The sequence below is a fragment of the Pseudomonas sp. LBUM1651 genome (assembly GCF_059716135.1).
This window is the reverse complement of sequence record NZ_CP166805.1, coordinates 154699-174059: the sequence shown is the minus strand read 5'-3', so window position 1 is coordinate 174059 and position 19361 is coordinate 154699. Positions and strand designations below refer to the sequence as shown.

Sequence of the window (19361 nt, the reverse complement as noted above, 5' to 3'; positions counted from 1 at the left end):
GGTTAAAGAAACATCCAGCCACTCTTATCTGAAAGGGCGACTGGTTTTATCTGTGGGCTTAGTGATAATGCAACGGCTGTTTTTTTCTTTTTCGAGGGCCCTATAGCCTATGTGGTACGAAGGTTTTCTCGGCTTGTCGCCCTGGTCACTGGTGGCAGTCACCCTGCTGATGACCCACGTTACGATTATCGGCGTCACGGTCTATCTGCATCGTTATTCAGCCCATCGCTCGCTTGAGCTCAATGCCGGCCTGAAACATTTCTTCCGCTTCTGGCTGTGGCTGACCACGGCGCAGAACACCCGCGAGTGGACCGCCATCCACCGCAAGCATCACGCCAAATGCGAAACCGTCGATGACCCGCACAGCCCGGTCATCAAGGGCTTGTCTACCGTTCTGCGCAAAGGTGCCGAGTTGTACCGCGCCGAAGCGGAAAACCCGGAGACCCTGCGCATCTACGGCAAGAACTGCCCCGAAGACTGGATCGAACGCAACCTCTACAGCCGTTTCCCGCTGCTGGGCGTTGCAATCATGGCCGTCATCGACCTGCTGCTGTTCGGCACCATCGGTATCACCATCTGGGCCATCCAGATGATGTGGATCCCGGTCTGGGCCGCCGGCGTGGTCAATGGCCTGGGCCATGCCGTCGGCTACCGCAACTTCGAATGCCGCGATGCGGCGACCAACCTGGTGCCCTGGGGCATCCTGATTGGCGGCGAAGAACTGCATAACAACCATCACACCTACCCTAATTCGGCAAAACTGTCGGTGAAGAAGTGGGAGTTCGACCTCGGCTGGGCCTGGATCCAGGTCTTCAGTTTCCTGCGTCTGGCCAAGGTTCAGCGGGTTGCGCCGATCGCCCACCGGGTCGAAGGTAAAGGAAGCCTGGACATGGACACCGCCATGGCCATCCTCAACAACCGTTTCCAGATCATGGCCCAGTACCGCAAATTGGTGATCGCGCCGCTGGTCAAACAGGAACTGGAAAAGGTCGATCACTCGGTCCGTCACCAGTTCCACCGAGCCAAACGCCTGCTCTCCCGGGAAACCAGCCTGCTCGATGACAAACACCACGTACGCATCCAGACCATGCTCGAGCACAGCCAGGCGCTGAAGGTAATTTACGAGAAACGACTGGCCTTGCAGCAGATCTGGGTCAAGACCAGCTCAAATGGTCACGACATGCTGGCCGCCATCAAGGATTGGGTACACGAAGCCGAAGCCAGCGGGATTCAATCCCTGCGCGACTTCGCCGATCAGTTGAAGACCTACTCCCTGCGCCCTGCCGCCACCGCCTGACTGTGACCAGGGGATTTATTGTGGCGAGGGGATTTATCGGAACGCCGCATCGCCCCGCTCGGCTGCGCAGCAGACGCAAAACCTGACGACGCGTTTCAACTGAAAAAACGCGTCGCCAGTACCGCCCGGCGGGAGCAAGCCTCCTCGCCACAAAGGACGGGAACTTAGCTCCAAATCCCCTATCTCAAAGACACTTCGCCACTACGGCGGGCTTTGTTGCGACCGCTGTCGAATACGCGGCACGCCCTTTGAGATTTGTGTCGATGGTCACCAAGAACCTCCAAGACTCATCCCTACTCCAGCGGCCCGAGGCCGCGCAAACCCTGATGGCATTGATGCATGCCCAAGGCGAAGTCGCGCGCCTGAGCGAACGCGAACAGTTGTTCAGCTCCCTGCTGGTAAGCGTTAACGCGGTGCTTTGGGCATTCAACTGGGAAACCCGTCAGGTGCTCTACGTGAGCCCCGCCTATGAACGAATCTTCGGCCGTTCCGCAGGTCTGTTGCTGTCCGACTCCAACCAGTGGCGCGACAGCATTTACCCAGACGATCTGGAGTACGCCGAGCGCAGCCTCGCCGAAGTGCTGGAAAAAGGCGCCGTCGAAGACCGCGAGTACCGCATCATCGCCGCCGACGGCCAAGTGCGTTGGCTCAGTGACAAGTGCTTCATCAACCGTCAGGCCGAACCGGGCCAGCCGGTGATCATTGTCGGCATTGCCGAAGACATCACCGAAAAGAAGCAGATGGAAAGCGAGCTGCATCGCCTGGCCACCACCGACGTCCTGACCCAGAGCAGCAATCGCCGGCATTTCTTCGACTGCGCCCATCGTGAATTCGAACTGGCTCGCCAACAAGGCGCGCCGCTGGCGTTTCTGCTGCTGGACATCGATGACTTCAAGGTGATCAACGACACCTACGGTCATCCGGAAGGCGACAACGTACTGCAACACATCGCCGAGACCGGTCGCGGGGCGTTGCGTCGCGGCGATGTGTTCGGACGGATCGGTGGCGAGGAATTCGCCGCGGTGTTTCCCGGCTGTGCGCCAGATATGGCCATGCAAGTGGCCGAGCGTCTGCAACTGGAGATTCAGCGATTGAGCTTCACCCATGACCGCCAGACGTTCGGCATCACCGTCAGCCAGGGCTTGACCAGCCTGACCGTCGAGGATGAAAGCGTCGAGAGCCTGTTTGCCCGGGCGGACGCGGCGATGTATGAAGCGAAGCGTCAGGGCAAGAACCGGATCATCTCCGGCTGATAGCCCCAACACCAATTCCCTGTGGAAGCGGGCTTGTGTGGCGAGGGAGCTTGCTCCCGCTGGGTCGCGAAGCGGCCCTAAAAAACAGGACTGCTGCGCAATCCAGCGGGAGCAAGCTCCCTCGCCACACAAGCCCGCTCCTACAAGGGATAGGCTTATTTTTTGCGCAGTCGCATCAATTCCGGCAACCCGATCTTGAGCAACCGCGCCGTCCGGCTCTTGGCCAGCACCTCAATGCCCTCATGCTCGGTCAGACGAGCCATCTGCGCCGCCATGTTCATCACCAGCGCCTCGCGGGAGTAAACTCCACCACCGAGCTGGTACACCGCCGCGATCAGCTCTCGCAGCTCCAGGGGCAAGCGCCAGCGTGTGCGCAGCGCGGAACCGTACGCCGCGCCGAATTCGGCGAGGGCATCACCCACCTCTTCCCATTCATCCAGCTCACCACCGGCCTGTTTCCATTCCTGCAAACAGCGCAGCAACGCCAGATCACCCAGGCGATGCAACATCCCTGCGCAATAGCACCGCTCCTGATCCAGATCGAGCAAGCGCGCCAGTGTCCGGGCATATTCGGCGGTGTGCAGCGACAGCTCCCAATAACGCTCGGCATAGTCCGCCAACAACGGATCGCTAAGCCGTGCACTGCGCTTGAGCGCCAGCCCCAGAATCAGGTTCATGCTCTGCCCGGTGCCCAGCCGATGCAGCGCCTGGGACAGGGTCTGAACCGTGGCACCCAGGTGATGCGCGGCGCTGTTGGCGGCGGCGATCAGCACGGCGGTGACCTGCGGATCGGTCTTGATTTCGTCTTCCAGCAACGTTAGATCGAGGCCATTGGGATTGAGACTGCGTTTAACCGCCAACTGCACGTCGGTCATCAGCGGTGCGCCGTCCGCCAATTCACGACGACGCTCCAGGTACACCGACAGCGTCATGCCCGGCGCCAGCGACGGCGTCTCGCACGACACCTCTTCACCAGCGTTCAGCAGCAATTCCTGCAGGCGATGGGTCAGGCTTTCCATGTTCAGGGGTTTGGTCAGGTAGGCGCTGGGCGCCAGGGGTAAGGCTTCGCGCACGCTGGCGCTGTCGTTGCGGCTGCTCATCAGAATGAAGGGCAGCGGTGGATTGCGTTTACGCTGACGAACACTGCGCAAGACATTCAAGCCATCGACGCCGGGCAACTCCCAGTCAACGATCACCAGGTCGTATGGATTTTCCGCCAGCAAGTGCAGCGCTTCCTGACCATCGGCACACAGATCCAGCCGTGCGTCACAGCGCACATTCAACAACACCTGCTTGAGCAAATCGCGAGACCAAGGGTCAGCCTCTGCTATTAGCACACGCGGTACAGCAGGGAAAACCACAGCGGTCATCTGCACCCTCCATTGGCAATGCTTGCACCTTAGTCCAATGCTGGCCATTCCAAACAGTGCGATGTGCTCCAGGGACACAAAAAAACCCGCCGAAGCGGGTTTTTTTGTCGATCAGGTCACAAATCGATCAGAGCCTGGAGATCACAGCTCCGAGAAGCACTCTTCGATGATCGCCAGACCTTTGTCCAGTTGCTCGTCCGGCGAAGTCAGCGGTACCAGGACGCGCAGAACGTTGCCGTAGGTGCCGCAGGACAGCAGGATCAGGCCCTTGTCGCGAGCCTTGGCCACAACCGATGCCACAGCAGCCGCGTTCGGCTTGTGGCTGTCGCCGTCAACGAACAGTTCGACCGCGATCATCGCGCCCAGAGCACGGACTTCGCCGATCACCGGGTACTTGGACTGGATGGCTTTGAGGCCAGTGACCAGACGCTCGCCGACAGCCTTGCAGCGATCCAGCAGGTGCTCTTCTTCGAACACTTCCATGACGGCCAGGGCCGCGGCGCAAGCGATCGGGCTACCGGCGTAGGTGCCGCCCAGGCCGCCTGGAGCGATGGCGTCCATGTATTCGGCCTTGCCGCACACACCGGCCAGCGGGAAGCCGCCAGCGATGGATTTGGCGAAGGTGGTCAGGTCGGCAGCAACGCCCATCTGTTCCATGGCGAAGAAAGTACCGGTACGGCCAGCGCCGGTTTGCACTTCGTCAGCGATCAACAGGATGCCGTGCTGGTCGCACAGAGCGCGCAGGCGCTTCATGAACTCTTTAGGCGCGACGTAGAAACCGCCTTCGCCCTGGACCGGCTCGATGATGATGGCAGCGATGTCACGCGGCTCGGCGTCATTCTTGAAGATGCGTTCGATGCTGGCGATCGAATCGTCGACGCTCACACCGTGCAGTTCGTTCGGGTACAGCGCGCGGAAGATGCCGCCTGGCATGAGGCCCATGCCGGCCGAGTAAGGCACGACTTTACCGGTCAGGCCCAGGGTCATCATGGTGCGACCGTGGTAAGCGCCGGTGAAAGCGATCACGCCGGCACGCCCGGTGGCGGCACGGGCGATTTTCACGGCGTTTTCCACGGCTTCGGAACCGGTGGTCACCAGCAGGGTTTTCTTGGCGAAATCACCTGGCACCTTGGCGTTGATTTTTTCGCACACTTCCACGTACGGCTCGTAAGCCAGTACCTGGAAGCAAGTGTGGGTCAGCTTGTTCAGCTGCTCGGTCACCGCGGCGATGATTTTCGGGTGCACGTGACCGGTGTTCAGCACGGCGATACCGCCGGCGAAGTCGATGAACTCGCGACCTTCAACGTCGGTCACGGTGGCGTTCTTCGCGGACTCGGCGAAGATCGGGTGAATCTGGCCAACACCGCGTGGTACAGCGGCTTCGCGGCGTTTCATCAGGGAAGCGTTAGTCTTGCTCATAAAGTCCTCATTCACCGCTCATCGGGCGGCGTCGTTCAAGGAAAATGCGGCGGGGTGCAACGGCGACAGCATGCGATGATCGACTGCCACAGCGTTCCCGGCCACAGAGAAAATTCCGGTTGAAGCGCGCAAAGGGTCAGCGCTCTCGTGCCCTTTGCGCTTGAAGCAATGCCTTGCCGGACTTAGATGCCCAGGCAGAGGTATTTGATTTCCAGGTAATCTTCGATGCCGTACTTGGAGCCTTCACGGCCCAGGCCCGACGCCTTGATGCCACCGAACGGCGCGACTTCGTTGGAGATCAACCCGGTGTTGACGCCGACCATACCGTATTCCAGGGCTTCCGCCACACGGAACACACGGCCGAGGTCGCGAGCGTAGAAGTACGAGGCCAGACCGAACTCGGTGTCGTTCGACATCGCGATCACTTCGGCTTCGTCTTTGAAGCGGAACAGTGGCGCCAATGGACCGAAAGTTTCTTCCTTGGCCACGGCTGCGTTCTTCGGCACGTTGGTCAGGATGGTCGGCTCGAAGAAGTTGCCTTCGATGGACTTGCCGCCGGACAGCACAGTGGCGCCTTTGGAAACGGCGTCAGCAATGTGCTCTTGAACCTTGGCCACGGCTTTTTCGTCGATCAGCGGACCGGTGGTGGTGCCTTCTTCCAGACCGTTGCCGATCTTGAGTTTGGACACCGCCACTTTCAACTTCTCGGCGAACGCGTCGTAGACCGAATCCTGAATGTACAGACGGTTGGCGCAGACGCAGGTCTGGCCGTTGTTGCGGTATTTGGAAATGATCGCGCCTTCGACGGCCTTATCCAGGTCCGCGTCGTCGAACACGATGAACGGCGCGTTGCCGCCCAGTTCCAGGGACACTTTCTTGATGTCCTTGGCGCATTCGGCCATCAGCTGACGACCGATTTCGGTCGAGCCGGTGAAGGACAATTTGCGCACGATCGGGTTGCTGGTCAGCTCGCTGCCGATGTCGCCGGCGCTGCCGGAAACAACGCTGAACACACCAGCAGGAATGCCGGCACGCTGGGCCAGTTCAGCCAGAGCGAATGCGGAAAACGGAGTTTGCGAAGCAGGCTTCAGTACCATGGTGCAACCGGCGGCCAGGGCCGGGCCGGCTTTACGGGTGATCATCGCGGCCGGGAAGTTCCACGGGGTGATTGCAGCGGTCACGCCGATTGGCTGCTTGATCACGATCAGGCGCTTGTCTGGCTGGTGGCCCGGAATCACGTCACCGTAGACGCGCTTGGCTTCTTCGGCGAACCACTCGATAAAGGAAGCGGCGTAAACGATTTCGCCCTTGGCTTCGGCCAATGGCTTGCCTTGCTCCAGCGTCATCAGGCGAGCCAGGTCGTCCTGGTTCTCGATGATCAGTTCGAACCAGCGACGCAGCTTGTTCGCACGGTCCTTGGCGGTCAGTGCACGCCAGGCCGGCAGCGCCTTGTCAGCGGCTTCGATCGCACGGCGGGTTTCGGCAGCGCCCATTTTCGGCACGGTGCCCAGAATTTCGCCCGTTGCCGGGTTGTTGACCTTGATCGTCTGACCATTGTCCGCATCGACCCAAGCGCCATCGATAAAGGCTTGCTGGCGGAACAACTGGGTGTCTTTAAGCTGCATGTCGGCTTTCCTTAACAGCACCGCGGCAGGCGCGGAGCAAATTATGATTGTAGAAAGGCGCCTCAAAAGGCTGCCGTCAGGGAAATCATTCACCGGGCTGAAGCACATAAATAGCGCACGGAATGAACTCGTGCGGTTCAGCACCCAGACAAGAGCGTTTGAAATCTCAAACGAATCCTAGGATCAAAGGGGGTAAAGGACAATAGGCTGTTCGAAAAAAAGAACGAAAACGCCGCATTTGCCCAATTTTTCTGATCAACGTATCAAACGCAGGTTACGCTTCGGAAAAGCGCTGTCGATTCAGCAGCATGGACGCCCGCAGTGCATATGAGTATCATGGCGCCCGCTTGCACCAGTAGCTCAGCTGGATAGAGTACTGCCCTCCGAAGGCAGGGGTCGTGGGTTCGAATCCCGCCTGGTGCACCATATAGCAGTCTAGACCTGTCTCAGACAGTCTACGAAACACCCCAAGAAGCCCGCCCCGTGCGGGCTTTCTTGTTTCTGGCTATCCCTCCCTGTCTACCCCTATAACTTCACGCCGTGTATGCCCACGTGTATGCTTTGAGATTCATTGAACTGGAGGCATACACGCAGTGAAGCGTACTGAAATCAAACGCCGCCCACTGGCCGACACTACTCTTGCAGGCTTGGAGGCAGAGAGTGCGACGTACCGCAAGCAAGACGGCAACGGCTTGTATTTTCGGGTCAAGGCAAATGGGCAGAAGTCGTGGGAGTTGCGCTACAAAAAACCAGACGGGAAATGGTCCTGGCTGGGGCACTGGCGCAGCGTCAGAATAGGGCTGTTTCTGCATTTCCTGACGGCTCGCTTTCAACTTCTATGACCTAAACTTGACAGCCTGGGGCTTACCGTACGATTTTTTCCGAATTCTGTAGCCTCCCCAAAAATATACGCATGAGACGAGGGGTCTTTTGGAGGAGAACAGGTTACCGGTGGAGTTGATGTAGGCTGAAACGTATCGGTGAATAAGCGACCTTATGGCAGAGCGCTTGATGCAAACCCACCGGGCAGCAGAGCTGACTAATCTCAGAACCCTGCTGCGATTGAATTGAATCAACCCCAGTTTTATAGTCGTCAGCGGTCGCGCGCGGGCGCGCCGAAGAGGCTGCTTTTGGCCGCTATCTGCCGGTCACGGCAGGGAGTCGGCCGAGAAACGGATGCAGCTCACTTGCAGGGGGAACGGGTGCATTAACGCCAGCGTGAGTGCTCTACCTGCTGCCGCTGTAGCCACCAGTGCGCCCTGCCCCAATCCATGCATGTTGCAATCCTTCTGAATAAACGCAGCATTTACCGGGTGGGCTGGCAGCTAGCGTCGCGTAATGGGCCAAGACCTGAATCAGTCCTTTTTAAATGCCGATAGGCCGTTAGCAGCGCGCCATTCTTTCACCGTCCTAGTGACACCTTCGGCAGAGTTGTCCGCACCGGGTTCTGGGTGAAAAATAAGGTCGTAACCATCTGGATGGCCCGCGAGCTTGCTGAACTGTTCAAGCAATTCACCCAGCTCATCGTCCGTGCCGCCCTTGTTAACGACTCGTATGTTTTTGATGAAGGCGATGAATTCGACTTCGGTAAAATCAGAAATATCTTCCATGTTGTGCCTACTTTCTCTTGTGAAGGTCAATGTGGTTTCGTGGGGTATTCACCCTCAAGTTATCCGCGTCGTACACAGCCCCACCGTCTACGATTCGTTCGACATGGTGTATTTCGAACGTCACCCGTTTTCCTACCGAATCTCTGAATCGAACCGTAGGCGCATTACCAGTTAGCACACGCGCCTGATCGTCCTCGCTCAGTTGGCTAAGTAACTCCGGGTCGTTACTTACAGCTTTCCAAAAAGCCCGCCTGAAGCTATCGAACGTTCCGAAACTTTGGCCTCGCAATGCGTCCGCTATCCGCGTAGGGATTGGCGCACCAAGCCCGACACCAGCATCTGCGAGCCAGACCCCTGTTACATCCTCGCCCCTCCCTGTAGCTATCCCCGGCGCATGACGGGCACTGATAACGATGTACAGCGGCGAGATACCGGAGTCAGCCGGGAACACAAGGATGAAGTCTTTGTATTCATCGGGGTAGATCGGGCTGACGATGATGTTATCTGCCTGTTCCGTAGGCGGATAAATCCATATTTGGGGTGTTTGGGGTGCGCCCTCTAACGGTGGAACTCCTGAGGTGCTGGATGGGTCAATGGCTGGCGTCCAAATCAGCGTTACCCCGTTGCCAAAGTCTGCCACCTGCTGAGAACTTTGCTCAACGAATTGCACCACCGGAATCATCTCCCAGTCGGTGCGCTTCTGAGTGTTGTACCCGTATCCCTTCAAGGTGCCATCTGCTTGCTGTTCGACATGTATCCGAACGCGTGTGCGGCCTTCTTTAAGGGATTTGAGCTGTTCGTCTGTATACAGGCTGCTATCGCCCAGGCTCGACGGCCACATCATGGCGACAATACCTGCCAAAGTACCAGCAGCCACACCCGCAGTGAGTACCCCGGTTCCACCAGCGGCCCCAGTTGCAGCAGTTTCAGTGGCTACAGCAGCACCAGCAGTGCACAAACCACCACAGGAGACAGTAGCGGCTGATGCGGCAGCCTCGCCTAAAAGAAGTGTTCCCAGCGTTGCAGGTAGTGAACCGCTGATTTTCTTGAGTGGAATGTTTCCCTGTGCGTCCGTTTCACGGCCACCGAGAATGGCGAACTCACCGTAATTGCCTACCTTCTCAACAGGGATGAAGCCAGACGGTTTTTTGTGATCGATCACACCGTCAGGCAGATCGCAGCTCTTGGCGAACACACACCCCAAACTGTTTGGTTTGGGGTGGTCTTTGGTGGGAATGTCCTTGTACTCAGCCCAACGCTGGGCATGAGTGTCTACAGGTTCTACGCCGCTGTAGCGGTGGCCCTTGGGGGCGTTTGGCACGTAGCCGCTCAATCCTTGATTCCTTATCCGTGTAAGTGCAATTCCTTAGATTGCAAATGATACCCGGTACAGCCCGCTCCCTTGAATACCGGCAGAAGGCCATAGGGATGCACAGATAACCTTCGTAGGGTTTATTGGACTTACCGTCGAACCGCCCTTACGCATCCAGGCGATGCAAACCCAGTGGGGCAGTTGTTCCCCGAATGGACGGATCACCCTAAATCCGCACCTCGTCAAAGCCCCGCGCGACTGTATCGACTACGTCATTCTTCATGAGCTTTGCCATATCGCTGAGCACAACCACAGCGAACGCTTCTATCGATTGCTGAAACAGGTGATGCCGACCTGGGAAAAAGTCAAAGCGCGGTTGGATGGGATGGCAGCGCTTGTTCTCAGCGACCTACCGAAACGGGAAAACGACTAGTTATCCAATGATCGAACGCATGTCGTATCGGGTTTCAAAGACAGTCTCGGAAATGGATTACCGGAGGCTTCCAAAATCGCTCCATCTTCCCTACATATCACGTCACTTTCAGCGTCGATCAGATATTCAGATGGTTGAGACTCTAGCTTTAAAAATGCGGATACACACCGAGTCTTCCACCCCCTCAAATTTAGAGGTTTGATGCACGCCTGAATTTGAAAGGAGGTAGTCCTTGCTGCTAGACAGATATCTGAATCAACCTTACCAACCCAGGCTTTCCTACTTTATCGGAAGCTTTGATGTGTGCCACAGCGAGGAAACCTTCAGTGATGAGCTGAGCAGGTATAACCCGAATGATCCGGTGGATCGTGACTTACTGATTAGGCGGTATTGCCTGGATCTGACCCCTGGCGAAAATTTTCGTCACCGAAGGGCTCAATTTGATTTACTTGAGTCAGCACTGACCGACCCAACTTTCGACTTCGCCTCCCTCTGGGAAGATGATGAAGATGATTTCTATACCTGGGTGTGGCCATACGAATGGCCGGAGATTGACGACCCTCGAGGTCTGTTCCAAACAATACGAGATATCGCAAAGGAGGTCTGGAGGGAAGATCTTCAACGCTCAAGTTTGCCGTCCCTGCAGAGTTGCAGGGATATACCAGAACGCGACCTTGGTTCCCGTGATTGGTTGTTCAGCGTGGACAACTCTGAAGCCTGGAAAGAGGTTTTCAACCTCGCTGTTACGCCATCCGATCTGAAAACCAGCGGCCCCATTTGCTTAAGTGACGGTTTGACCTTGCGTGCCGAAGGCCAATTAAACCAATTGATGTTTCGACCTTTGCATTGGCCACCCAGCAATGCGTTCACATATTGCGAGCTCGATTTATCAGTCACGGGAATTAGTGAGATAGATATACGCGGCAGCCAATTTTCCGGCCCAGTGAGGGCTTCGCTGACTCGACTTAAAGACGGATGCTATCTACGCATAGAGATAGGCTTCGACTGTGTAATCGAATGTGTAGCTCTTCATGCACGCATCAGCAACGTGCTAGGCAGCCACCGAACTCGGCAGTGGTAAAAACCGCCGAAGCGGTTTTTTCATTCAGTCGTCCAGTCAAACTCGTCGTAATCATCGTCCTCGTCGCCCTCAAATTCTTCTTCATCAAGGACGTCTTCCTCCAGAGCCTCTTCCGCCTGCTTCGCCAGAAGAAACTCCTTACGACTCTCCGTCACTGCTCGCCGCAGTTCCTCGCCCTTTTCCGGGCAGTTGAGCATTTGGGCGATGCGGTCGATTTTTTTTGCCACGGCATCCTCCAACGCATCGGCTATAGGCCGATAGTGCGCGCTTTCGGGGGTTGATGCCAAATCGTGGAGCACCGTTCTCCTCAGTTTTTTTTCAATTCCTTGAGTCGGGCGTTGAGGTTTTCCTCGGGAAAGCGTTTGTGCAATGTCGCCATCAAGTCATCCGCCGCGTGTGTCTGACCGGCGTTCTGCAGGCGAACCACTTCAAGTAATTGCTCATCCAGGGTTTTCGCTGGGGTGGCTGCGCGCTTGCTGACTTTTGCTTCATCGGCCATTTCGGTATTGATCGATTCGCTCTGCGCAGGTGCCGCAAAATCTGCCATCGGTGCGGCTGGAGCTGGAGCAGGAGCTGGAGCTGGAGCCGCCAGCGAGCGCGCAACCGACGACGGTGCCTGTGTGGCCTCTTTTTTGGCGACCGGTGCGGACGCTTTGGGCGCGAAGTCGTAACTTGCAGGTTGCTCTGGGGTTCGCTGTACCAGCGCCAGCATCAATGCAACGCCGACGAGGCTGGCGAAGGCCACTTGCCAACGGGGTTTCTGGCAAGCCTGAACCCAGCGTTGCCACAGGTTCGGTTTCGTCGCGGGGACTTCACGGTGCGCGGCGGCCAGGATGAAGGCATCAAGATGGGCCGGTGGTTCGCCGCTCGAATGCTCGCGGAAATGCTGAAGCACTTGGTCTTCTGATGGTTTGCGGGCGTCAGTCATGTCAGTACCTCTTCGGCCAGCAGCCGACGCAGTTTTTGCTGGGCGTAGCGCAAGCGACTCTTGACGGTTTCCAGCGGTGTTTCGGTGAGGGCGGCGATCTGTGGCAGGTCGAGATCGCCGTGGGCGCGCAGCAGGAACACTTCGCGCTGGTCGGTAGGCAGGGTTTGCAAGGCGGATTCGAGGCGCTGGGTATCGCGGCTCAGGCTCAGCAGTTGTTCGGGATCGGTGGCGTCATCGGCCAGGGCGTGGGTCTGTTCGTCGTAGCTGTCGTGCAAGGGGTTATGGATTCCGTGTTTGCGCCAGTGATCGATCAGGCGATTGCGGGCGATCTGGTAGAGCCAGGTGCGAAAATTCGCCCGACCTTGTGGCTGACTAGTGCTGCGGATCAGGCTTAGCCAGGTTTCCTGGTACACCTCTTCGGCCAGTTCGGACTTGCCGCTGAGGCCGAGGAGGAAACGATAAAGACCTTGCCGGTGACGGGCGTACAGAATCTCGAACGCTGGCCCGTCGCCTGAGCGATAGCGGGCCAGCAGTGATTCGTCGCTCGATTCAGGAGCAGACATGTCAGTTGTAGCCTCCTTTAAGCGGCTCACTGTTGGATGCTGTGGTGGTTCGCAGGCTCTGTGCCAGTTCCACCAGTTGAACGAATTCTGCACGTAGACCGAATCGATCTTCGCCTCGCGCACCGCGAGCCAGGGCTTCGGTGTCCTTCAAGTTGAAATCACCGGTGTAACGGCCGTCCTTGAGCTGCTGGGAAAACGCCGCCACAGCCGCGGCAAATCGCAGATCGTCACTGGCCTTGCCTTCCGAACCACCTGCAATCGGCCGCTCGATCAAACGACTTTTCCCACCTTCGGGCAGCTGATAACGCACACGCAGCATCGCCAATTCTCCGTTAATCCCGGAAACAACCGAATCGGACTTGCCATACCGCAACGGCTCCAACCAACCCTTCTCGCCCTTCGGCACAATTTCGTACAACGCCGTGACCGTATGCCCTGCACCGATCTCGCCCGCATCGACTTTGTCGTTGCTGAAATCCTCGCGCTTCAATGCGCGATTCTCATAACCCAGCAACCGGTACTCGCTGACCTGCGCCGGGTTGAACTCCACTTGCAGTTTCACGTTCTTCGCCACGACCGCGAGGGTCGAGCCGAGCTGATCCACCAACACCTTGCGCGCCTCGCGCAGGTTGTCGATGTAGGCGTAGTTGCCATCGCCAGCGTCGGCCAGTTGTTCCATCAGGTGTTCATTGTAGTTATCCACACCAAAACCCAGGGTGGTCAGGGAAACGCCGGTCTTGCGTTTATCCACAGCCATTTGCTTGAGGCTGTCGAAGTCGCTGATGCCGACGTTGAAATCGCCGTCGGTGGCCAGCAGGATGCGGTTGATGCCTTTGGGGATAAACGCCTGCTGCGCCATTTGATAAGCCAGTTCGATGCCCGACGCCCCGGCGGTGGAGCCGCGTGCGGTTAATTGGTCGATGGCTGTGCGAATTTTCGCTTTTTCCCGTCCGGAAGTTGGTTCGAGCACCACACGGGAATCGCCGGCGTAAACCACCAGCGACACCCGGTCCTGCTCGCGCAACTGATCGACCAGCAATTTCAGGGTGCTCTTAACCAGCGGCAAGCCCTCGCGACGGTCCATCGAGCCAGACACGTCAACCAGAAACACCAGGTTTGCCGGGGCCAGTTCAGTAACCGCGCGATCCGACGCCTTGATGCCGATCCGAAGTAAGCGGGAATGCGGGTTCCACGGGGACGGCGCCAGCTCGGTGGTCACGCCAAACGGCGAGCCATCGGTGGGCAAGGCGTAATCGTAAGGGAAGTAATTGACCATCTCCTCCAGCCGCACCGCGCCTTCGGGTGGCAGGCGACCTTGATTAAGCAAGCGGCGAACATTGGCGTAGGCGCCAGTGTCGACATCGGCGCTGAAGGTGGAGACCGGCGCCTCGGCGACGCTGTGAATCGGGTTATCCGCCAGCGCTTGATATTGCTCACGCTGTTCATCCTGATAACCCGGCGGCGAAGTTTCAGGCGCAAAACTTGCCATGGGCGCCGGACTTACGCTGCGTTTGGCCATGGTCGCATCGGCCATGACCGCCTCACTGCGCACCAAGGTACTTTGCGCCGGAGGTGAAACCGGAACAGCAGCGGACTCAGGCTTGAACGAAACACCGCAACCGGCAACGGCCATTAGCAACCCGGCAGCGAAACCCTGGGCGGCCGGGCGGAGGACATGCAGAGGGAGGGACATGGGGGCTGACCTCAGGAGGAAATTGATCCATTCATCCTCTGAGACGGGCAGCCCGGTCGGTTCGGGTTAAATCCGCTGAAAAAACTTCAGCGGTGATAACGCCGCACCACGCTGCTGTTTTTCAGCACATGGCCTTTGATTTTTTCCAGCAGCTGCACGCGGGTCAGGCCGGCGGGCAAGGCGTCCGGAGCCAGGTCGAGCGCGTAGAGCTGGATGATGTAGTGGTGAGAGCTGTCGCCGACCGGCGGGCAAGGACCGATGTAGCCGGTGGTGCCTTTGCTGTTGCTGCCACCCACGCCTTCGAGGGCGGATTTGGCGCCGACACCGGGCGGAATCTGGCGGGTCGCGGGTTTGATGCCGTAGTGAATCCAGTGATCGACACCCAGGCCTTTCTGACCGTCAGGGTCGTGCATGACGATCGCGTAGCTCAAAGTGCCCGGCGGGGGCGCGGTCCAGCTCAGGGCCGGGGACTGGTTCTTTCCGCCGCAACCGGCCGCATCGCTGGCCGCCGCCGAGGTGAACAGGCGGTTGTCCGTCACACCGGGAATGCTGACGGTGAAACGTTCCTGGGCCTGCGCCGGAAACTGCACGCAAAGGGCGACGGCAACGGCCGCCAGCCAAGGGTTCAGTGAGGTCAATCGGGTCATACCGGAGCACCTTGTGCGGGTGGGGCCGTGGTCGGCGTGCAAACTATAGCCGGACCGTTCGTGCGGTGGCAGTGGGAATTGGCTGAACCACAGGATAAGCGCCAAACTCTTAAGTGAAACGCCTGCCTGGAGAGCGATCATGGCACTGCACCGCGTTGCCCGTTTTGCCGATGTGCCCGATAACCGCGGCCTGGAAGTCCGGATTGGGGACACCAAAATCGTCTTGCTGCGGGTCGGCGATCAACTGCGCGCCTATCAGGGCGAATGCCCGCACGCCGGGGCGCCGCTGGCCGAGGGGGCGCTGTGTCACGGGCGCCTGATTTGTCCGTGGCACAAGGCAGCGTACCGGATCGAGGACGGCGCGTTGTGTGAACCACCGTCACTGGACAGTCTCAAGCGCTATCCCCTGGAAGTGCGCGACGACGAAGTCTGGGTCGACGAAAACCCGCTTCCGGATGCTCATACCCCACCGGCCGATGATGAACGTACGTTTGTGATTATCGGCGCTGGCGCCGCAGGCACGGCGGGTGCGGCGGCGTTGCGCGAAAAGGGTTTCGGCGGCCGCGTGCTGCTGATCGACCGCGAACCAGACGCTGGCTACGACCGCACCGTGTTGAGCAAATACGTGATCGCCGGGGAGATGCCGCCAGAGGAAGTCCCGCCGCTGCGCGATGAAAAATTTTATCGCGAGCAGCGCATCGATCGCATAAACGGTGAAGTGGCGAGCCTGGATGCCAAGGCCCGGACAGTGGAGCTCAAGGATGGCCAGACATTGACCTATGACGCCGCGCTGCTGGCCACTGGCGGCACACCCAAATCTCTCGATTTACCTGGCGCCGACCTGCCGCAAGTGTTCCTGCTGCGCTCGAAAGACCAGGCACAAAAAATCCTGGCCGCCGCCCAGCCAGGCCAACGGGCAGTGATCATCGGTGACAGCTTTATCGCGATGGAATCCGCGGCGGCGCTACGCGAATACGGTCTGGACGTCACCGTGCTGGCCCGCCACGAGGTGCCCTTCGCCAAACAGTTTGGCGAAACGGTCGGCAAAGCGATTCTTGCCCGCCACGTGGCCCACGGCGTGGTGTTTCTTACCGACAGCGAAGCCGCGCAGATTGAGGGCACAGACAAGGTTGAAGCGGTGAAACTGAAAAACGGTCAGCGTTTACCGGCGGATTTGGTATTGGTCGGCATTGGCGTCAGCCCGGCAACCGGACCGTTTAAAGATTTGCCCATGGAAAAAGATCATTCCCTGAAGGTCGACGGCGGCATGCGCGTGACCGAAGGACTGTGGGCGGCCGGTGATATCGCGACCTTCCCGCTCAACGGCCAGCCGCAACGAATCGAGCATTGGCGCCTGGCACAACAGCACGCACGGATTGCAGCGGCAAATATGCTGGGCGGCGACGAGCATTACCTGGATGTGCCGTATTTCTGGACCTGGCACTTCGGCAAAAACTACGACTACCTCGGTCACGCCGAAACGTGGGACGAGGTCGAGTTCAAGGGCGATCCGTACCATCCACCCTTTATCGGCCTGTTCGGCAAGAACGGCGTAGTAACCGCCGCCATCGCCTGCGATGAAGAGCGGGCGATGGCGATGCTTGCCGAGCGAATGAAACAGCCGCTGCCTGTTGATGAGGCGTGGCGGCTGATTCGGGACGTCTAGACGTTACTGGACGACGCCAGCACCACCGAGTTTGCTCATGACGAAGCCGACAAACTCTTCGACGGTCATCTTCTGGCCGTTGAATTCCACTTGTTTGTTGGCGTAGTGCAGCTTGGTGACGATGTTGTTGCCGTCCAGTTTGGCGAACTGCGTGCCGACCGCCATGGCACCGAACATGTCGGCAGTGGCCGTGGCCTGATCGACGATGACTTTGGCGTCGGTTTGACCATCGATTTGGCCCTGTACGCTGAGCAAATCAACCAGCATCGGTTTGGACACTTGAACATTGACGTCCAGCAGGGCGATCAGCTGTTGGGTCAGTTGATCCGGCGGCAGGTCCATGGATTGTGGTTTGGTCAGGTCGAGCACCAGGTTGGCGCGACTTTCACCGTTGGCGGTGGTGAACGACAGGTTTTCCAGAGCGACCTGCGGACCGGCCGCCAGCAGTTTCTCCAGACCGGTTTTCACCTGGGCCTCTTCGGCCGGGGTCAAGACCAGCTCGGGTGCCGGCTCGCCAGCGGCCGCTGCTTCGGCGGCGGCTTTTTCGTAGGGCTGCAGTTTGGTCTGGTAGATCTGCATCAACGACATCGTCGCCGGAATGTCGAGGTTCTTCAGGCTCATGGCCATCTGCGCAGATCCGACCGTCTTGCCGTTCAGGGACACTTCGCCGATCTTGTAATCGGCACGCCCGGAAGCGCTGGTGCCCGACTCCTCGGTCTGGTTCTTCATTTCAAATTTCTTGATGCCCAACACCGACTGCTGCGCGCCGAACGTGGTTTTGCTGTCGGTCAGTTCGACGGTGTTTTCGCCGGTGTAGTAGCCGTAGGTACTTTTCACCAGGTTGCTGGCCAGGGTCAGGCCACTCAATTCGATTTTTACCGGTGTCTGGTCTTCAGCCACGGTGGTCAGTGTGAAGCTGTCCATGTAGCCGTTGGCTTTGACTTTCTGTGCCTGGGCGTTGGCCGCGACATCGAGGTTCAGGCCGGAGAATTTCAGGTGGGACTTGTCGTCCAGCGCGACATCCAGCGGCAGCAATTCGAGGGTGCCGTTGGTGGTATTGTCGTAGCCGATGTTGACCACGCCGGTGAGCGGCGATTTGTCCTTGGCGGCGGCGAACCACTTCTCGGTAACCGGCGTCTTTTCCAGCTCGTAGTGACTGGTGGCCAGGACCGGCAGCCACTTCAGCGACACCAGGCGCGAGAACGGCAGCGGGCCGTGTTCGATGTGGTCGACGAAGAGCAATTCGACCGGCGCCTCGCCGAACATCTCGCCTTGGCCCTTGAGGCGGTAGTGCGCGGTGCTGCTGAACACGTGGCGCTCAAGCGACACCAGCTCCAGCGACGCGGTGCCGTTGGAACCGACCAGCGCGGCTTGCAGTTCCTTGTTGGCGTCGGTGATCGAGGTGTTCAGTACCCCTTCGAGTCTGGTGCCGGTGAACCAGGCACCGCCGGCGCTGATTGCACCGATGGCCACGACAATTCCAAGAAGCACGCCTGCTGATTTATTCATGAATGACCCGATCAATGTCCGTTGTTTGAGGTGCGGTCGTCTTCCCTGAACCCTTGACGGGCTGCGGTCATGACTGCGTTTTAAAGTGCGATGGAGATTAGCATCAGGCGCACCGGGCGGCCCAATGTTTAAAGGTTAAAGAGTGTCTATGGACCGTATGCATTGGTCGAGAGTTTCGGCGGCCATGAAATCGCCATCGCCAGCAAGCCGGCTCCTACAGAGTTTGTGTCGTTCACGAATATCGCGCACGACGCTAACCCTGTAGGAGCGAGGCTTGCCCGCGAAGGCGTCAGCCCAGGCAACATCAATTCAGGAATACTGAACCTCAATCTCATCCAGCTGATGATCAAAACTTTTCAGCCGCGCGGTCCACGTATAAACCAGCACCTCGAAATCCCGATTGATCACCGCGCCGCCCGTCACATCCGCGCGCGGGTCGCAGAAGTCCAGCTGATAGCGTTCGCGGGCCATGGCGGCGGCGACATCGGAGAGTTCACGGGCGTTGGTCAGCCAATGCCAACCGTCGTCGGACACTTGCTTGTCCAGGGCCAGGCATTGCTTCTTCAAGGTTTCGAGGCTTTTTTCCAGCGGTGTGCCGGTGAGTTCGCCCATGACTTCCTGAAAGGTACGCCCCGGTTGCCAGTAACTGCCCCAGAAATACCGGTCGAACACCGTTTCGACCCGACGCAAAGCGACCTTGGTGTCCCAGATCAGCACCAGCGTCTTGCCTTGTTCCAGTTGTCTTTTTTTGATGCGCTGGCCCTGGAGCGAAGCCCAGGCCACCACCACGATGGCCATCACGGCGATCAGCGCGGCGGCGCTGTCGAGGAACACCAGCGCCTTGTCGATCTGGTGGGCCAGCATGATGCCGTAGAAATAAGTGGCCGACAGCAACACCAGTGCCGTAATAGCGCACCAGAAGCCGGGAGCATAAGGGTTTTTCATTATTAGAGTC

General features: G+C 58.5%; 17 protein-coding genes, 1 tRNA gene and 1 pseudogene. 7 read left to right on the top strand and 12 right to left on the bottom strand.

Going from position 1 to position 19361, the window contains the following annotated elements; translation table 11 throughout:
• Nucleotides 1–109 precede the first annotated feature (109 nt).
• Both desA and ACA066_RS00845 read left to right on the top strand, forming a co-directional pair.
• Nucleotides 110–1297, top strand: coding sequence for a delta-9 fatty acid desaturase DesA (gene desA / locus ACA066_RS00850; RefSeq protein WP_497697750.1), 1188 nt, complete (start codon nt 110–112; stop codon nt 1295–1297).
• A gap of 263 nt (nt 1298–1560) precedes the next feature.
• The gene (locus ACA066_RS00845) at nt 1561–2550 is read left to right on the top strand and encodes a GGDEF domain-containing protein (protein WP_497697749.1); all 990 of its coding nucleotides are present in this window, start codon (nt 1561–1563) and stop codon (nt 2548–2550) included.
• 155 nt (nt 2551–2705) lie between these two features.
• Here ACA066_RS00845 and ACA066_RS00840 read toward each other — a convergent pair whose 3' ends face one another.
• The 3 genes from ACA066_RS00840 to gabD form a co-directional block, all read right to left on the bottom strand.
• Entirely contained in the window at nt 2706–3920 is a 1215-nt protein-coding gene (locus ACA066_RS00840; RefSeq protein WP_497697748.1) for an HDOD domain-containing protein, read from the bottom strand.
• A 141-nt stretch (nt 3921–4061) separates the two neighbouring features.
• Nucleotides 4062–5339, bottom strand: coding sequence for a 4-aminobutyrate--2-oxoglutarate transaminase (gene gabT, locus ACA066_RS00835; RefSeq protein ID WP_497697747.1), 1278 nt, complete (start codon nt 5337–5339; stop codon nt 4062–4064).
• Nucleotides 5340–5521: 182 nt separating this feature from the next.
• Nucleotides 5522–6964: an NADP-dependent succinate-semialdehyde dehydrogenase gene (gene gabD, locus ACA066_RS00830; protein WP_497697746.1), complete on the bottom strand. Its 1443-nt coding sequence runs from the start codon at nt 6962–6964 to the stop codon at nt 5522–5524.
• A gap of 349 nt (nt 6965–7313) precedes the next feature.
• Between gabD and ACA066_RS00825 the strand changes: the two genes are divergently transcribed.
• Together ACA066_RS00825 and ACA066_RS00820 are read left to right on the top strand one after the other, a co-directional pair.
• Nucleotides 7314–7390, top strand: a tRNA-Arg gene (locus ACA066_RS00825).
• Between the two features lie 167 nt (nt 7391–7557).
• A pseudogene (locus ACA066_RS00820) lies at nt 7558–7740 on the top strand (integrase arm-type DNA-binding domain-containing protein); the annotation flags it as partial.
• A gap of 579 nt (nt 7741–8319) precedes the next feature.
• Here ACA066_RS00820 and ACA066_RS00815 read toward each other — a convergent pair.
• Complete coding sequence (locus ACA066_RS00815) at nt 8320–8574, bottom strand: bacteriocin immunity protein (RefSeq protein ID WP_347803078.1); 255 nt, start codon at nt 8572–8574, stop codon at nt 8320–8322.
• A gap of 7 nt (nt 8575–8581) precedes the next feature.
• Nucleotides 8582–9907, bottom strand: a complete 1326-nt coding sequence (locus ACA066_RS00810) for an S-type pyocin domain-containing protein (protein ID WP_497697745.1) — start codon at nt 9905–9907, stop codon at nt 8582–8584.
• A 73-nt stretch (nt 9908–9980) separates the two neighbouring features.
• On the opposite strand from ACA066_RS00810, the gene ACA066_RS00805 reads away from it, so the two are divergent.
• A complete protein-coding gene (locus ACA066_RS00805; RefSeq protein ID WP_497699790.1) occupies nt 9981–10319 on the top strand; it encodes a M48 metallopeptidase family protein in 339 nt (112 codons plus the stop codon).
• A gap of 232 nt (nt 10320–10551) precedes the next feature.
• The gene (locus tag ACA066_RS00800) at nt 10552–11400 is read left to right on the top strand and encodes a hypothetical protein (RefSeq protein WP_497697744.1); all 849 of its coding nucleotides are present in this window, start codon (nt 10552–10554) and stop codon (nt 11398–11400) included.
• Nucleotides 11401–11420: 20 nt separating this feature from the next.
• Here the strand turns inward: ACA066_RS00800 and ACA066_RS00795 are convergent, their stop codons facing one another.
• The 5 genes from ACA066_RS00795 to ACA066_RS00775 all read right to left on the bottom strand — a co-directional run bounded on the left by ACA066_RS00795 (nt 11421) and on the right by ACA066_RS00775 (nt 15231).
• Nucleotides 11421–11687, bottom strand: coding sequence for a hypothetical protein (locus ACA066_RS00795; RefSeq protein ID WP_497699789.1), 267 nt, complete (start codon nt 11685–11687; stop codon nt 11421–11423).
• A gap of 20 nt (nt 11688–11707) precedes the next feature.
• The gene (locus ACA066_RS00790) at nt 11708–12328 is read right to left on the bottom strand and encodes a hypothetical protein (RefSeq protein WP_497697743.1); all 621 of its coding nucleotides are present in this window, start codon (nt 12326–12328) and stop codon (nt 11708–11710) included.
• Nucleotides 12325–12891: an RNA polymerase sigma factor gene (locus ACA066_RS00785; protein ID WP_497697742.1), complete on the bottom strand. Its 567-nt coding sequence runs from the start codon at nt 12889–12891 to the stop codon at nt 12325–12327. Before ACA066_RS00785 ends, ACA066_RS00790 begins: the two co-directional genes overlap by 4 nt.
• A gap of 1 nt (nt 12892) precedes the next feature.
• On the bottom strand, nt 12893–14584 hold the full coding sequence (locus ACA066_RS00780) for a vWA domain-containing protein (RefSeq protein ID WP_497697741.1): 1692 nt from the start codon (nt 14582–14584) through the stop codon (nt 12893–12895).
• A gap of 86 nt (nt 14585–14670) precedes the next feature.
• A complete protein-coding gene (locus ACA066_RS00775) occupies nt 14671–15231 on the bottom strand; it encodes a YbhB/YbcL family Raf kinase inhibitor-like protein (RefSeq protein ID WP_497697740.1) in 561 nt (186 codons plus the stop codon).
• 139 nt (nt 15232–15370) lie between these two features.
• Here ACA066_RS00775 and ACA066_RS00770 point away from each other — a divergent pair, with 139 nt between their 5' ends.
• Nucleotides 15371–16897, top strand: a complete 1527-nt coding sequence (locus tag ACA066_RS00770) for an FAD-dependent oxidoreductase (RefSeq protein WP_497697739.1) — start codon at nt 15371–15373, stop codon at nt 16895–16897.
• A 3-nt stretch (nt 16898–16900) separates the two neighbouring features.
• Here the strand turns inward: ACA066_RS00770 and ACA066_RS00765 are convergent, their stop codons facing one another.
• A complete protein-coding gene (locus ACA066_RS00765) occupies nt 16901–18406 on the bottom strand; it encodes a YdgA family protein (RefSeq protein ID WP_497697738.1) in 1506 nt (501 codons plus the stop codon).
• 309 nt (nt 18407–18715) lie between these two features.
• On the bottom strand, nt 18716–19351 hold the full coding sequence (locus ACA066_RS00760; protein WP_497697737.1) for an NADH:ubiquinone oxidoreductase subunit N: 636 nt from the start codon (nt 19349–19351) through the stop codon (nt 18716–18718).
• Between the last annotated feature and the right edge of the window lie 10 nt (nt 19352–19361).

Bases quoted from the DNA above. Each gene is read 5' to 3' on its own strand.
- desA (WP_497697750.1), top strand. From the start codon at position 110: ATGTGGTACGAAGGTTTTCTCGGCTTGTCGCCCTGGTCACTGGTGGCA.
- ACA066_RS00845 (WP_497697749.1), top strand. From the start codon at position 1,561: ATGGTCACCAAGAACCTCCAAGACTCATCCCTACTCCAGCGGCCCGAG.
- ACA066_RS00840 (WP_497697748.1), bottom strand. From the start codon at position 3,920: ATGACCGCTGTGGTTTTCCCTGCTGTACCGCGTGTGCTAATAGCAGAG.
- gabT (WP_497697747.1), bottom strand. From the start codon at position 5,339: ATGAGCAAGACTAACGCTTCCCTGATGAAACGCCGCGAAGCCGCTGTA.
- gabD (WP_497697746.1), bottom strand. From the start codon at position 6,964: ATGCAGCTTAAAGACACCCAGTTGTTCCGCCAGCAAGCCTTTATCGAT.
- ACA066_RS00815 (WP_347803078.1), bottom strand. From the start codon at position 8,574: ATGGAAGATATTTCTGATTTTACCGAAGTCGAATTCATCGCCTTCATC.
- ACA066_RS00790 (WP_497697743.1), bottom strand. From the start codon at position 12,328: ATGACTGACGCCCGCAAACCATCAGAAGACCAAGTGCTTCAGCATTTC.
- ACA066_RS00785 (WP_497697742.1), bottom strand. From the start codon at position 12,891: ATGTCTGCTCCTGAATCGAGCGACGAATCACTGCTGGCCCGCTATCGC.
- ACA066_RS00780 (WP_497697741.1), bottom strand. From the start codon at position 14,584: ATGTCCCTCCCTCTGCATGTCCTCCGCCCGGCCGCCCAGGGTTTCGCT.
- ACA066_RS00775 (WP_497697740.1), bottom strand. From the start codon at position 15,231: ATGACCCGATTGACCTCACTGAACCCTTGGCTGGCGGCCGTTGCCGTC.
- ACA066_RS00770 (WP_497697739.1), top strand. From the start codon at position 15,371: ATGGCACTGCACCGCGTTGCCCGTTTTGCCGATGTGCCCGATAACCGC.
- ACA066_RS00765 (WP_497697738.1), bottom strand. From the start codon at position 18,406: ATGAATAAATCAGCAGGCGTGCTTCTTGGAATTGTCGTGGCCATCGGT.
- ACA066_RS00760 (WP_497697737.1), bottom strand. From the start codon at position 19,351: ATGAAAAACCCTTATGCTCCCGGCTTCTGGTGCGCTATTACGGCACTG.